Genomic DNA, 14,319 nt, shown 5'->3' on the forward strand with positions numbered 1-14,319 from the left:
CCTGGACGCCGCCGGGCGGGGTCATGGGCGCGACGATCGTCGGCGCGGCGTGCACCGGCGGGGCCGGGGGCGGGGGCGAAGCCCTGTGCCGCGGGCTGCGGCTGCTGCGGGACGGGGGCCGGTGCCGGTGCGGCCGGGGCCCCGAAGGCGGGCGGGGCGAAGCCGGGAGCGGCACCCGACTGCGGCTGCGGCGCCGCGGCGGGGGCTTCCTCCTCGGCGACCTCGCCGCCGAAGTTCCTCAGCAGCGCGTCCAGACCGCCGTCGAAGCCCTGTCCGACGGCCGCGAAGCGCCACACGTCCTTGAAGTAGAAGTCGCCCAGCATCACGGCACGCTCGGTGGAGAACTCCGAGCCGTCGAAGGAGTAGCGGGCCACCTCCTCGCCACCCGCGACGATGCGCAGGTAGCCGGGGGCGATCTGCGACATCTGGCCCGCGCCGTCGAGGGTCGCGGTGAAGGACAGTCTCCGGATCTGCGACGGGATCCGGTCGAGGGTGACGCGGAAGGACTCCGTGTCACCCGCCTGGGCACCCAGGAGCTGGACCGACTCCTCGGGGGTCTTCGGCTGGTTGAAGAAGACGAAGTAACGGTCGTCCGAGAGCCGTTCGTCGGCGTCGAGGCCGAAGCAGCTGATGTCGAAGGTCAGGCCGGGGCCGGAGATCTGCACGCCTACGTACAGATCCGTGCCCGTGGTGAGGTCACTGATCCTGGTCTTGTGGCCGCGTTGGAATTCCCTGGGCATGCGTAACGACCGTCCCCCATCCCGATTGCGAGTGCGTCGCGTCAGGCTAACGGCAAACTCGGACACCGGACGATGTCGGTACAGACCCGGTACACAACCCGCGCGGGACGCCGCCGGACGACCCGCGCGCGGGTCACTCCCCGGGGTCGCCGGGCAGGTGGGGCAGCCGCTCGGCCGCGACCACCCCTTCGAGGTAGCCACGGGCCCGCTCGGTGCGCGGATACGCCTCCAGCAGCCGCCAGAAGTCGGGACCGTGGCCGGGCACGAGCAGGTGCGCCAGCTCGTGGAGGAGTACGTAGTCGATGACGTACTCCGGCATGCCCTTGAGACGGTGCGACAGACGGATGCTGCCCTCGGCGGGGGTGCACGAGCCCCAGCGGGTGTTCTGGTTGGTGACCCAGCGGACCGTCCTGGGCCGGCCGGCCGTCGAAGTACTGCGCCGACAGCCGCTCGGCGTGTGCGGCCAGCTCCGCGTCGCCTGGGACGCGTCGACGGCTCTCCTGCGCTGCGAGCTTGTCGAGCATCACGCTCACCCAGCGTTGCTCCTCGGCCTCGGACATCCGGGCAGGGATGAGCACGACGGTGCGATCGCCCTCGCGGTACGCGGAGACCGTCCGGCGTCGGCGGGCACTCCTGCGGACCTCGATCGCGCTCGCCCGTGAGCCGCTCGGCGGCTGGCTCGTCGTGCTGCGCTGTGGCGTTCCGGCGCGGTGCAGTGGGTCGGCGGGCACGCCCCGACGTTACCCGCTGCGCAGGCGGGAAGTCCCGACTCCGGGACGGTTCGGTTTGGATCTCTCCCCTCGTGCTTGCCTCGTACGACGGATTTGTACGATGAATCCCGGTCCCTGTGGACAACTCTCGGCGTCCTTCGACGCGGCCGGGCATGCTGGCACTCGTCGGCGGAACGCGGCCGCTTCCATGGCCCCACTCCGCCGGCGTACGGGGAGATTCCAGGCTGACGGGGGCCTTCGATGCATCCGATGGTGAAGCCCGCGCTGCGGCGCGGATGGCGTGATCTGAACACCGTGCAGTTCGGGCTCGCCCCGGCGCACGCGCTGACGCTCGGCCCGGTGGACACCGCGACGGGCAGTTTCCTGGACCTGCTGGACGGCACCCGCGGGCTCCCTCTCCTGCGGGAGGAGGGGCGCCGGATGGACCTGCCGGACGGACATGTCGATCAGCTGGTGCGGCGGCTGGCGCGAGCAGGCCTGGTCGACGACGCGCGCGGGGGCGGGCCGGACGGGGCCGCCCTGCGGGAGAAGAAGGACGTCATGGACCGGCTGCGGCCGGACCTCGCGTCGCTGTCGCTGACCACCTCGGAACCAGGTGAGGCGCTCGCGCACCTGGCTGCCAGACGCCGGCTGCGGGTCCAGGTCCGGGGTGCGGGCCGGGTGGGCGCGGTGCTGGCCTCGGTGCTGTCGGGCGCGGGGGTCGGCGAGGTGGACGTGCGGGACGGCGGCGTGGTGGAGGCGGGGGACGTCGCCCCGGGCGGGCTGCCTGCCGAGGCGATCGGTGAGCGCCGGGACGAGACCGCCCGTCGTGCGGTGCGCCGGGCCGCCCCGGACCGGCCACCCCGCCGGAGCACCCGCTCACCGGCCGGGACGGACGTGCCCGGCTTCTCCCTGGTGATCCTCGCCCCACGGGACGACGTGTCCGTGCACGCCCCGCCTCCCTCCGAGGCCGAGCCCTTGATCGCCTCAGGCACACCGCATCTGTACGCCGGGGTCGTGGAGGCGACCGGAGTGGTCGGCCCGCTCGTCCTGCCCGGCGAGACGGCCTGCGCGGGGTGCCTGCACCAGGCGCGCACCGACCGGGACCCGGCGTGGCCCCGGCTGGTGGCGCAGTGGCACTCCGGGACGCGGCGGGCCGTCCGTGCCTGCGATCTGACGCTGGCCACGACGGTCGCGGGGCTGGCGGCGGCCCATGCGCTCGCCTTTCTCGACGGCACGCTCCCGTCCAGCGCGGGCGCGCGCTGGGAGGTGTCCGTACCGGCCCTCCAGTGGCATCCACGACCGGTGTGGGCACACCCCGCGTGCCCGTGCGGGGCAGCCGAGAAAGGTAACGAGGAACACACCCTGGCCGAGGACAGCGCGTCGCGCGCGACAATGACGGAGCAACGGCATTCGAAGGAGTTACGCCGTACGGCAGACGCGGCGCGGCTTTCTGGGACCTGGAGGGCGCATGTCTGATCTTCCCCGGAAGGCGGTCACCCGGACCGCCAAGCTCGCCGCGCTCCCGCTCGGCATCGCCGGCCGGGCCACGTGGGGCCTGGGCAAACGGATCGTGGGCGAGTCGGCGGAGATCGTCAGCCGTGAGCTGCAACAGCGCACGGCGGAGCAGCTCTTCAAAGTCCTCGGCGAGTTGAAGGGGGGCGCGATGAAGTTCGGGCAGGCCCTGTCCGTCTTCGAGTCCGCGCTGCCCGAGGAGGTCGCCGGCCCCTACCGCGCGGCTCTCACCAAGCTCCAGGAGGCGGCGCCGCCCATGCCGACCCGCACGGTGCATTCCGTGCTCGCGGAGCGGCTCGGCGAGGACTGGGCCGAACTGTTCCTCACGTTCGACGACAAACCGGCCGCGGCCGCCTCGATCGGCCAGGTGCACCGGGCGGTGTGGCACGACGGGCGGGAGGTCGCCGTCAAGGTCCAGTACCCGGGTGCGGGCGAGGCCCTTCTGTCCGACCTCAATCAGCTCAGCCGTTTCGCCAGGCTCCTGGGTCCCCTCATTCCCGGCATGGACATCAAGCCGCTGATCATCGAACTCCGGGACCGTGTCTCCGAGGAGCTGGACTACGGGCTCGAGGGCCGGGCCCAGCAGGCCCACGCGGAGGAGTTCGCCGGAGATCCCGACGTCGTGGTCCCGGCGGTGGTGCACCAGTGCGACCAGGTCCTGGTCACCGAGTGGATCGACGGCGTGCCGCTCTCCGAGGTGATCTCCGGCGGCACCCCCGAGCAGCGCGACCGCGCCGGCCAGCTGCTGTCGCGTTTCCTGTTCTCGGGGCCGGCCCGCACCGGCCTGCTGCACGCCGATCCACACCCCGGCAACTTCCGCCTCGTGCCAGGCGGTCCGGACGGCGAGGTCGACTGGCGCCTGGGCGTCCTGGACTTCGGCACCGTCGACCGGCTCCCCGGCGGTCTGCCCGAGCCGATAGGTGCCTCGCTGCGCATGACCCTCGACGGCGAGGCGGACGCGGTCTACGAACTGCTGCGCGCGGAGGGCTTCGTCAAGGAGTCCATCGAGCTGGAGCCCGACGCGGTCCTCGACTACCTTCGCCCGATCATCGAACCGGCACTGGTCGACGAGTTCACGTTCACCCGCGACTGGATGCGCAGCCAGGCGGCCCGGATCGCCGACCCGCGCTCGCCCGCCTACCAGTTGGGCAGGCGGCTCAACCTTCCCCCGGCCTACCTGCTGATACACCGGGTGACGCTGAGCACGATCGGCGTGCTGTGCCAGCTCGGTGCGACGGTCCGGCTGCGGGAGGAACTGGAGGGGTGGCTCCCGGGGTTCGTCCTCGACGAGGGCTTGGAAGAGGAGCGCCTGGAAGACGAAGGCCTGGAAGTGGAGGATTCGGTCGCGGAGGCGTGACCGTCGCCAGGGGCGGCCGGCCATCTGGCCGAGTCCGGCCGGCCCTCGGTCACGTCGCGCCTCGCTCTCCGGTGGCGACAACGCCACCGGCGGTCGGGCCGGTCCGGTTCGGTCGGAGGCCCACGCGGGGAAGGTTTCGCCTCCCTGTCAGGAGGCCACCGCTTCTGGTGGAAGGGGTTACTGCATCACGGCCATGGCGAGCGCCCGGCGGGCACGCAGCGAGGCGCGCTCGGCCCGGCGCTGCATCCGGCGAGCGGTCACCAGGCGCATGGCCCGGCGTTCCCGCTCGGCCTCCTGCAGCCGGTCGTGCATATGCGCACGAGCCAGGGCTTCTGGGATGAGTTGCATCTCGCGGGTCCTGTTCTGACGCGAGTCGTTCGCGCCGGTGGTGGTGACGTCTTGGGTCGCGGAGCCTGCGGGCTCGCTGGTGGACGGCTTCATCGGGGCCTGCTTCTTGGGGTCGTGCGTGACGGGACGGTCGATCGTTCCTGCGATGGTGTTCATGCCGTGACCGGGTTCTTGCGCGGGCGGCCACGCGGCCGCTTCCGGGCGACGACGACACCCTGGACGAACAGCTCGCCACCCCAGACGCCCCAGGGCTCACGCCGCTCCTTGGCACCGGCGAGGCATGCCTCGACCAGCGGGCAGGTACGGCAGAGGGACTTGGCGTACTCCACGTCCGCGGGCGACTCGGCGAAGAAGACCTCCGGGTCGTAGGAGCGGCACGGGACGGGTACGCCGAGGTTCTCGATGGCGTCGTCGAGCGCGGTGAGCGCCGTGAGCGGGGTCAAGGTGGAGTCCTCCGTGAGGCCGGGCGGGGGGATCGTTTCGGAAGGCGGTACGGACGGGGCGTGCGCTTCGAGTTGCACGGGTCGTCTTCCTCGTCTGGTCGTTCCGGCCCTGTTGGGCCGGGTGGCGGCTTGGTACCGGGTCTTTTCTTGTCCCGAGGCCCCTTCGCTCTGTCGTCCCGGGTCGGGACAAACAGAAGGGCCGCGGATCCCGGGTGGGGTTCCGCGGCCCTGAAGGCGCCGGCCTGATCGACGATCAGGCTGGATCACTCCAGGGTTCTGGCCCACGGAAGGCCCACATCAGGTGGTGCTGCGTCGTCTGCTTCCGGGCTCCGGCACCGGTCGCCGTAAAGGCATAGGCCTTCGCCTGTGCCGCTACTGCTGCTTCCAGTGCCTTGGTCGGTCGCTCGCTGCGCTCGCGGACGACAAGACCCGCGGGGGCAACGGAGAGGGACGCCGGCCGATCGGCACGAATGCCGGACAGACCGGTGCCCAGGTTCGAGGCGGCGAGAGTGCACACGGAGACGGTCGAGCGATCGGTCAGTTTGGCGGTGCTGACGGAGTTGTTGTTGATGCTGATCACTGGAATCGCCTCCTCTCGGCGTCTCGAGGGACCGGGAACGAACCCGGTCCGGTGGATGTGCAAGTACAGCACGGAACCTCGGCCCCCGAGAAGGCCTCTGTTCTCGTGCCTAAGAACCTATGGGGATTGCTGGGGCATGCGCAAACTATTTTTCCGACGAGTTCGGATCAGTCGCCCTCGTCCTCGGCTCCCAGGTCCTGGCCTGCGCAGATGGCCAGGACATCGGTTCCGTAGCGGTTCAGCTTGCGCGTGCCGACGCCCGGGATCCGCGCGAGTTCGCCCGGTTCCCCGGGGGCGGCCTCGGCGATCGCGATCAGGGTCTTGTCGGTGAAGACGCAGAACGCGGGCTGCCCGGTCCGCCGTGCCTGGACCGCGCGCCAGGACCGCAGCCGCTCGTACAACCCCTCGTCCATGTCGGAGGGGCAGTCCTCGCAACGCATCAGCTTCATCTCACCCCCGTCGGTCAGGGTGCGCCCGCAGACCCGGCAGCGGGCCGGGCTGCGCTGGGTCCGGCGCGGCGCGGCTGCCACCACGCCCGCCGCCGCGCTCGGGAAACCGCGCTCGACGCCTCCGGCACCGCCGCCGGCACCGCGCCCGGCCGCGTCGCCCGAGCCCGGACGCAGTCCGGCGAGGAACCGGCTGGGGCGGCGGTTCGGCCGCCCGCCCGGTGAACGGCAGAGCGCCCAGGAGACGTGAAGGCGCTCGCGGGCCCGGGTGACGCCGACGTAGAGCAGGCGGCGCTCCTCCTCGATCTGCTCGTCGGTGCGGGCGTAGGAGATCGGCATCATTCCCTCGGCGACGCCGACCAGGAAGACGACGTCCCACTCCAGGCCCTTGGCCGAGTGCAGGGAGGCGAGAGTGACGCCCTGCACCGTCGGGGCGTGCTGGGCACCCGCACGCTCGTCGAGTTCGGCGACCAGGTCGGCGAGCGTGGCACTCGCTCGGGCGGCGGTGAAGTCCTGCGCCAGGTTCACCAGCGCCGCCAGCGACTCCCAGCGCTCCCGGACGGCTCCGGAGCCGGCCGGCGGCTGAGGCGTCCAGTTCTCGCCGGAGAGGACCGCGCGCACCTGGGAGGGCAGGTCGACGGCGTCCGCGAGGAGAGCGTCGTTGCCGCCGAAGCGGGCGGCGGCACGCAGGGCGTTGATCGCCTTGCGCACCTCGGGGCGGTCGAAGAACCGCTCGGCGCCGCGCAGCTGGTAGGGGATGCCGGCGTCGGCGAGGGCCTGTTCGTAGGTCTCGGACTGGGCGTTGGTGCGGAACAGGACGGCGATCTCGGCGGGCTGGACACCGGCGTCGACCAGTTCGCGGATGCGACGGGCCGCGCCCTCGGCCTCGGCGGGCTCGTCGGCGTACTCGGTGTAGACGGGTTCGGGTCCCGGCGCGCGCTGGGAGATCAGCTCCAGGCGGTGGTCGGCGGCCCGGCCGCGGGCCTGGGCCAGCAGACCGTTGGCCAGATGGACGACCTGGGGGGTGGAGCGGTAGTCACGGACCAGCTTGACGACGGTGGCCCCGGGGTGGCGGGTACGGAAGTCGAGGAGGTGGTCGGGGGTGGCTCCGGTGAAGGAGTAGATCGTCTGGCTGGCGTCACCGACCACGCACAGGGTGTCCCGGTCGCCGAGCCACAGCTCCAGCAGACGCTGCTGGAGAGGGCTGACGTCCTGGTACTCGTCGACCACGAAGTGCTGGTACTGGGCGCGCACCTGCTCGGCGATGTCCTGCCGGTCCTGGAGGACGGCGACGGTCAGCAGGAGCACGTCCTCGAAGTCGATGACGCCGCGCTCCCGCTTGAGGTCCTCGTAGGCGGCGTACAGCTGCGCGATCTCGGCGGGCGCGCGGGGGGTCTCGCGGCCGGCCTTGGCGGCGGCCGCCTGGTAGTCGGCGGGGACGGTCTGGGTGACCTTGCACCACTCGATCTCCGCGGTGGTGTCCCGAAGCTCGCCCCGGTCGAGGCGGATGCGGCAGGCGGCTGCCGCGTCGGCGACGAGCTGGACCTTGCGGTCGACGAGCCGGGGCAGGGAGCCACCGATCGCTTTCGGCCAGAAATACTGCAGCTGGCGCAGGGCCGCGGAGTGGAAGGTGCGGGCCTGGACGCCCTGGGCACCGAGCATCCGCAGCCGCCCGCGCATCTCTCCGGCGGCGCGGTTGGTGAAGGTGACGGCGAGGACGCTGGAGGGTTGCAGGATGCCGGCGCGCACGCCGTAGGCGATGCGGTGGGTGATCGCCCGGGTCTTGCCGGTACCGGCTCCGGCCAGCACGCACACCGGTCCGTGCAGGGCGGTGGCCACCTCGCGCTGCTCGGGGTCGAGCCCTTCGAGCACCGCGTCGGCCGAGTCCGGTACCTGCGGGAAAAGGGTGGAGTGCGTTGCTGCTGTCACACAGCCATGCTGCCAGGTCGCCGGAGACAGGTGAGCCGGTTGTCCCCAGGGAGGCACCGGCAGTCGTACTAATGCGGCAGGCGTCACAGCCACCCGCGGGAGGCGTCGCAGCTCCTGGCGGCAGGCGTCGCAGCCACCAGCGGCAGGCGTCACAGGCCATCGCGCCGGGTGCCTGGGCGGTCCGGGGCCGTTCGCGGGAATGGCGGTGCCTCCTCGTGCGTTCCCACTCCGCGACCCCACATCCCCCGAGTCGCCGAAGGAGCGCGAGAGACATGCCGGGCACTGTGACGATGTACAGCACCACGTGGTGCGGCTACTGCCGCAGGTTGAAGAGCCAGATGGACCGCGAGGGCATCACGTACAACGAGATCAACATCGAGCAGGACCCGGAGTCCGCGGCGTTCGTGGAGAAGGCGAATGGCGGAAACCAGACGGTACCGACCGTGCTGTTCCCGGACGGCTCCACGCTGACGAACCCCTCGCTGGCCCAGGTCAAGCAGAAGATCGGCGCGTAACTCGCCGGATGACGCGGCGGTATGACGAAGAGAGGGCGCCCTGGATCCAGGGGCCGCCCTCTCTTCGTGTCATGTCTCAGGTGAAGGTGCGGACGGGCAGTGGCTTGCCGTACCAGAGTTCGATCAGGCGGGCCGCGATGGAGATGCCGTAGGGGGGAAGCACCTCGCCGGACTGGAAGGCCGCACCGAGTTCGTCGCGGGAGAACCAGCGGGCCTCGTGGATCTCGTCGCCGTCGACGTCTATGACGGTGGAGGTGGCACGGGCCATGAATCCGAGCATGAGGCTGGACGGGAAGGGCCACGGCTGGCTGGCGACGTACTCGACCTGGCCGACGGTGATGCCGGCCTCCTCGAAGACCTCCCGGCGCACCGTCTGCTCGATGGACTCGCCGGGCTCGACGAAGCCGGCCAGCGTCGAGAAGCGGCCCTCGGGCCAGTGGACCTGGCGGCCGAGCAGGATGCGGTCCTCGTCGTCCGTGACCGCCATGATCACCGCGGGGTCGGTGCGCGGGTAGTGCTCGGCGCCGCAGGCGGGGCAGCGGCGGATGTGGCCGGCGGCGGCGATGACCGTGCGCTCGCCGCAGCGCGAGCAGAAGCGATGGGTGCGCTGCCAGTTCTCCAGGCCGACCGCGTGCACCATGAGGCCCGTGTCGCGGGGAGACAGCAGCAGTCCGGCCTCACGCAGGCCCGCGGGGCGGGCGGACTGGTCCATACGACCGGGCAGCGCGTCCTTCTGGAGGGCGAAGTAGCTGACGCCGTCGTCGTCGGTGCCCAGGAAGTAGCGGTGGGCCTCGGTGAGGGGGGCCTCGAAGGAGGGCGTCATCACGAGTTCGGTCCGGCCGTCGGACGTCTCGTCGATGAGGACCTGGCCGCCGGAGACGACGAAGCAGCGTGTCGTGGGGTGGCTCCATGCCGCGGCGAGCCAGGCCTCGTCGAGCCGGTGGTGGGCGGCGCGGTCGATGCCGCTCGGGGCGGTGAGCGAGATGGGTCGGTCGGCGTTCTGGTCGGTCCAGGTGGTCACGGGTGCTTCCAACTCCCCCGGTGGAACGGTTGTTTCGGCGGGCGGTTCAGCGGGACGTACGGCAGGGGGCGACCGGGTCCGGTGCGGTGTGGCTGTGCGGGGCGGCCTGTCCACTGTGCCCCGCGCGCTGTGTCGCTCCGGACCGGTCCAGGTCGTCAGGGCGCATGGCGCCAGGTCTCGGCGAGGTCGCCCCAGAGGTACGCGGTGGTCTCGACGCCCTTGAGGAGGAGGTCGAGCTCGACCTTCTCGTTCGGGGCGTGCCATCCGTCGGAAGGGACGGAGATGCCCAGGAAGAGGACCGGGGCGTCGAGGACTTCCTGGAGGTCGGCGGCGGGTCCCGAGCCTCCCTCACGGGTGAAACGGACGGGGCCTTCGAACGCGCGGCCCATGGCGCGTACGACGGATCGCAGGGCGGGGTGGTCCAGCGGGGTCAGACACGGGCGCGTGGCCGGACTGAACGTGATCTCGTGACGGATGCCGGCGGGCACCCGCTCCTCGGCCCAGGCGCGGACCGCCTTCTCCACATGGTCGGGGTCCTGTCCCGCGACCAGCCGGAAGGACAGCTTCACGAAGGCGGAGGACGGCACGATCGTCTTGCTGCCGGGGCCCTGGTAGCCGCCGCCGATGCCGTTGACCTCGGCGGTGGGGCGGGCCCAGACGCGCTCCAGAGTGGTGTGCCCGGCCTCGCCGTGGGTGGCGTGCGACTTGGCGGTGCGCAGCCAGCTCTCCTCGTCGAAGGGCAGTTCGGCGAAGAGTTCGCGGTCGCGGTCGGTGAGTTCGACGATGCCGTCGTAGAAGCCGGGGACCGTCACGCGTGCGTGCTCGTCGTGCAGGGCGGCGACGAGGCGGGCGGCGGCGGTGGCCGGGTTGGGCACGGCCCCGCCGAAGGAGCCGGAGTGGATGTCCTGGTCGGGGCCGTACAGCCGGATCTCGCACTCGGCGAGCCCGCGCATGCCGGTGCACACCGTCGGAGTGTCCTCGGACCACATGCCGGTGTCGGAGACGATCACGGCGTCGGCGGCGAGCCGGTGGGCGTGCTCCTCGACGAGGGCGCGGAAGTTCGGGGAGCTGGACTCCTCCTCACCCTCGATCAGCAGCTTGAGGTTGACGGCCGGGGCGGTCCGGCCGGTGGCGGCGAGGTGGGCGCGCACGCCCAGGGTGTGGAAGAAGACCTGGCCCTTGTCGTCGGCCGCCCCGCGCGCGTAGAGACGCTTTCCGCGGACGACCGGCTCGAAGGGGTCGCTGTCCCAGCCGTCCTCCCGGGCGGCGGGCTGCACGTCGTGGTGGCCGTAGACCAGGACGGTGGGTGCCTGCGGGTCGCCGGACGGCCACTCGGCGAAGACGGCGGGCGCACCGGGCGTCTGCCAGACCTCGGCGGTCGGGAAGCCGGTCGCCTTGAGCTTGGCGGCGAGCCAGTCGGCGCTGCGGCGGACATCGGGCGCGTGGTCGGGCTGGGCCGAGACCGACGGGATGCGCAGCCACTCGACGAGGTCGTCGAGGAACGCCGCACGGTGGCGCTCGATGTACGTGCGGACGGCGCTGTCCGGGGTCTGGCTCATGGTCACGAGCCTATCCGGCCGCACCGACATCCCGGCCGGGTGCTTACGCAGGGTTTACTTGCGCTGCCCGCCGGCCGCCGCCGTCCTCCCGGGCCTCCTCCTGCGTCAACAGGCGCTCCAGGGCGGCCCGGTCCGGCAGATTCTCGGGTCGTACGACCTCGCCGGTGCGCACATAGACGAACGCCGCTGTGACGGATTCCACGGGCACACCCTGCTGCTCGGCCCACGCGAGCCGGTACACGGCGAGCTGGAGCGGGTCGCCGTCGCGGCCCCGGCCGGTCTTCCAGTCGACGATCTCGTACGTCGCGCTGTCACCGTCGTCGTCCTGGTAGACGGCGTCGATACGGCCCCGTACGACGCGGTCGGCGAGGGAGACCTGGACGGGGACCTCGACGCGGTAGGGGGTGCGGCGGGCGTACTCGGTGCGCTCGAAGGCGTCCTTGAGTGCCTCCAGGTCGCGTTCGTCGGCGATCTCCGCGTCCTCGCCGGGCAGTTCCTCCGGTTCCAGGAAGGGCAGGGTCAACTCCTCGAAGCGGGCCTCCACCCACGCGTGGAACCTGGTGCCCCGGCGCGCGGCCGGCTGGGGCGGGCTGGGCATGGGGCGCGCGAGTTCCTGGGCGAGGCCGTCCGGGTCGGCGGCCAGGCGCAGCAGTTGCGACGCGGTCAGCGTCACCGGGAGCGGTACGTCCGTGACGCTCTGCCGGGCGCGCAGCAGCTCCCCGGCGAGCGCGTCCAGGTCCCGGTCCCAGGAGGCGACGGCACGGGCCTCCTCCGGGGTGAGGCGGGGCCGGCGCGGCTCGGGGGGTGATGCCTGGTGCGGGACGGCGGGGCGGGCGGTGGTCCAGCCGTCCTGGTCGTGCGGGTCCTCGTCGAAGGGGTCCGGCTCGCCGTACGGATCGGCCTCGCCGTACGGGTCCGGCTCGTGGCCATCCGCCTCGAAGGGGTCCGCATCGTCGTCGTAGGGGGGCTCCGTCGGGGCGGGCTCGTCCTCGTCCGGCGGTGGAGGCCAGTCGGGATCGTCGTGGGCTCCGGGGTCGTGTGCGGCCGTGGGTGCGCCGGTCCCGGCGGCGAGGTTCTCCAGGTGGGCGAGGACGGTCGCCGCGGCGGCGCGGCGGCGGGCCAGCGAGGCGTCGTCCAGGGGCAGCGGCCAGACCTGGTCGGCGGACGCCCGGTGGAGGACGGGGTTCTCCTCGTCCTCCTCGGGTTCGTCGGCCCAGGCCTCGATCTCGCCGTATCCGGCCGCGCAGTGGTCGTGGAGGGCCTGGAGGAAGTCGGAGGGGCCGCGGGGCTTCTTCTGGGTGGGGCCCCACCAGTGGCCGGAGCCGAGGAGCAGGGAGCGGGGGCGGGTGAAGGTGACGTAGCCGAGGCGGAGTTCCTCGGTGTGCTGGTGGTCCTTCATGGCCTCGTGGAAGGCCTTCATGCCGCGGGAGTCCCAGGCCTCGAGGTCGGGGAGCGTGTCGGCGTCGCCGCGCAGTCCGTGCGGCAGCACCTTGGCCTGGGCGGTCCACTTCTCGCGACCCTGGCCGCTGGGGAAGGTGCCGGTGACCAGGCCGGGGACGGCGACCACGTCCCACTCCAGGCCCTTGGACCTGTGCGCGGTGAGGACCTTGACGGTGTTCTCCCCGCCGGGCAGGGCGTTGTCCAGTCCCTTTTCGTACTGGGCGGCGGTGCGCAGGAAGCCGAGGAAGGCGAGCAGGCTCGCCTCGCTCTCCGCGGCGGCGAAGGAGGCGGCGACGTCGAGGAAGTTCGACAGGGTCTCGCGGCGGCGGGCCGCCAGGGCGTGCGGGGAAGCCGACAGTTCGACTTCGAGGCCGGTGACGGCGAGGACGCGGTGCAGGACGTCCATCAGCGGGTCGGCCAGGGAGCGGCGCAGGTCGCGCAGTTCCGCCGCGAGCCGGGCGAAGCGCACGCGCGCGTCCGCGGAGAAGGGCAGTCCGTCGTCGTCGCCGGTGCCTTCCAGGGGCGACTCGAGGAAGGTGTCGAGCGCGTCCGCGAGCGAGATCACCTCGAAGGGGTCCACGCCCTCGACGGCCGCTGCGAGCCGCTGGTCCGGGTCGTCGCCGTCGCCCCCGCGCGCGTGGGACACGAGCAGCCGCGCGCGTCGCCCCAGGAGGGCGAGGTCACGGGGGCCGATGCGCCAGCGCGGGCCGGTGAGCAGGCGGACCAGGGAGGCATTGGCGCCGGGGTCCTGGAGGACCTCGCAGACGGCGACGAGGTCGGCGACCTCGGGCAGGTGCAGCAGCCCCGAGAGGCCCACCACCTCGACGGGTACGTCCCGGTCGACCAGGGCGCCCTGGATCTCGGCGAAGTCGGTGGCCGTGCGGCACAGCACGGCGATCTCGCCGGGGGCCTTGCCGGTGTTCACCAGGTGGGCGACGGAGTCGGCGATCCAGTCGATCTCCTCCGCGTGGGTGGTCAGGAGCGCGCAGCGGACCATTCCGTCGCGCTCGGCGCCGGGGGCGGGGCGGAGCGCCTCCACGCCCGCGTGCATCGCGCGCAGCGGTTCGGCCAGGCCGTTGGCGAGGTCGAGGAGGCGGCCGCCGCTGCGTCGGTTCTCGCTGAGCGCCTGCCGGGTCGCGGGGCGGCCGTCGGCGTGGGCGAAGTGCTCGGGGAAGTCGTCGAGGTTGGCGACGGAGGCGCCGCGCCAGCCGTAGATCGCCTGGCAGGGGTCGCCGACGGCGGTGACGGGGTGGCCGGTCCCGCCGCCGAAGAGGCCGGCCAGGAGGGTGCGCTGGGCCACGGAGGTGTCCTGGTACTCGTCCAGGAGCACCACGCGGAACTCGTCGCGCAGGACGCGGCCCACTTCGGGGATCCGGGCGAGCTGGGCGGAGAGGGCGATCTGGTCGCCGAAGTCGAGCAGATCGCGCTCGCGTTTGACGGCTCGGTAGCGCAGCACCAGCTCGGCGAGTTCGCGCCGGGCGGCGGCCGTCTCGGGCACCTTGCGCAGATCCGCGTTGCTGAGCTTGGCGCCCTCCAGGGTGCGCAACAGCTCGGCGTCCCACGCGCGCAGGTCCTCGGGGCGGACCAGGTGCTCGGACAGTTCGGAGTCGAGCGCGAGCAGATCGCCCACCAGGTCGGCGAAGGACCGGGTGAGTGCCGGGTAGGGGCCGGGCGCTCGCGCAGGACGCGCGCGGCGAGCTGGTAGCGGGTGGCGTC

10 protein-coding genes and 2 pseudogenes are annotated in these 14,319 nt (G+C 72.4%); 3 read left to right on the forward strand and 9 right to left on the reverse strand.

Annotation, left to right across the window (positions count from 1 at the left end):
• A pseudogene (locus BM536_RS29770) lies at window positions 1-740 on the reverse strand (TerD family protein); the annotation flags it as partial.
• 133 nt (window positions 741-873) lie between these two features.
• Window positions 874-1,471, reverse strand: a pseudogene (locus BM536_RS29775) (M48 metallopeptidase family protein).
• Between the two features lie 240 nt (window positions 1,472-1,711).
• Here BM536_RS29775 and BM536_RS29780 point away from each other — a divergent pair.
• Both BM536_RS29780 and BM536_RS29785 read left to right on the forward strand, forming a co-directional pair.
• Window positions 1,712-2,929, forward strand: a complete 1,218-nt coding sequence (locus BM536_RS29780; RefSeq protein WP_094103728.1) for a TOMM precursor leader peptide-binding protein — start codon at window positions 1,712-1,714, stop codon at window positions 2,927-2,929.
• Window positions 2,922-4,322 carry an ABC1 kinase family protein gene (locus BM536_RS29785; protein ID WP_073498832.1) on the forward strand — a complete coding sequence of 467 codons (1,401 nt, stop codon included), beginning with the start codon at window positions 2,922-2,924 and terminating at the stop codon, window positions 4,320-4,322. The genes BM536_RS29780 and BM536_RS29785 overlap by 8 nt, the downstream gene beginning before the upstream one ends.
• A 177-nt stretch (window positions 4,323-4,499) precedes the next feature.
• On the opposite strand, the gene BM536_RS29790 is transcribed toward BM536_RS29785, so the two are convergent.
• The 4 genes from BM536_RS29790 to BM536_RS29805 all read right to left on the reverse strand — a co-directional run bounded on the left by BM536_RS29790 (window position 4,500) and on the right by BM536_RS29805 (window position 8,125).
• Entirely contained in the window at window positions 4,500-4,826 is a 327-nt protein-coding gene (locus tag BM536_RS29790) for a hypothetical protein (protein ID WP_073498831.1), read from the reverse strand.
• A complete protein-coding gene (locus BM536_RS29795) occupies window positions 4,823-5,191 on the reverse strand; it encodes a WhiB family transcriptional regulator (RefSeq protein WP_030038270.1) in 369 nt (122 codons plus the stop codon). Before BM536_RS29795 ends, BM536_RS29790 begins: the two co-directional genes overlap by 4 nt.
• A gap of 175 nt (window positions 5,192-5,366) precedes the next feature.
• A complete protein-coding gene (locus tag BM536_RS29800; protein ID WP_073498829.1) occupies window positions 5,367-5,693 on the reverse strand; it encodes a hypothetical protein in 327 nt (108 codons plus the stop codon).
• Between the two features lie 167 nt (window positions 5,694-5,860).
• A complete protein-coding gene (locus tag BM536_RS29805) occupies window positions 5,861-8,125 on the reverse strand; it encodes an ATP-dependent DNA helicase UvrD2 (RefSeq protein ID WP_425444698.1) in 2,265 nt (754 codons plus the stop codon).
• A 215-nt stretch (window positions 8,126-8,340) separates the two neighbouring features.
• Here BM536_RS29805 and BM536_RS29810 point away from each other — a divergent pair, with 215 nt between their 5' ends.
• Window positions 8,341-8,583 carry a mycoredoxin gene (locus BM536_RS29810; protein WP_045559070.1) on the forward strand — a complete coding sequence of 81 codons (243 nt, stop codon included), beginning with the start codon at window positions 8,341-8,343 and terminating at the stop codon, window positions 8,581-8,583.
• Window positions 8,584-8,659: 76 nt separating this feature from the next.
• On the opposite strand, the gene nudC is transcribed toward BM536_RS29810, so the two are convergent.
• The 3 genes from nudC to BM536_RS29825 all read right to left on the reverse strand — a co-directional run bounded on the left by nudC (window position 8,660) and on the right by BM536_RS29825 (window position 14,233).
• Window positions 8,660-9,604 (reverse strand): NAD(+) diphosphatase, encoded by a 945-nt coding sequence (gene nudC / locus BM536_RS29815; RefSeq protein WP_073498827.1) that lies wholly within the window; start codon window positions 9,602-9,604, stop codon window positions 8,660-8,662.
• 155 nt (window positions 9,605-9,759) lie between these two features.
• Window positions 9,760-11,163, reverse strand: coding sequence for a dipeptidase (locus tag BM536_RS29820; protein WP_094103905.1), 1,404 nt, complete (start codon window positions 11,161-11,163; stop codon window positions 9,760-9,762).
• A 43-nt stretch (window positions 11,164-11,206) separates the two neighbouring features.
• Window positions 11,207-14,233 carry an ATP-dependent helicase gene (locus BM536_RS29825; RefSeq protein ID WP_425444699.1) on the reverse strand — a complete coding sequence of 1,009 codons (3,027 nt, stop codon included), beginning with the start codon at window positions 14,231-14,233 and terminating at the stop codon, window positions 11,207-11,209.
• Window positions 14,234-14,319 lie beyond the last annotated feature (86 nt).

The sequence above is a fragment of the Streptomyces phaeoluteigriseus genome, assembly GCF_001896135.2.
Taxonomy (GTDB): Bacteria; Actinomycetota; Actinomycetes; order Streptomycetales; family Streptomycetaceae; genus Streptomyces; species Streptomyces phaeoluteigriseus.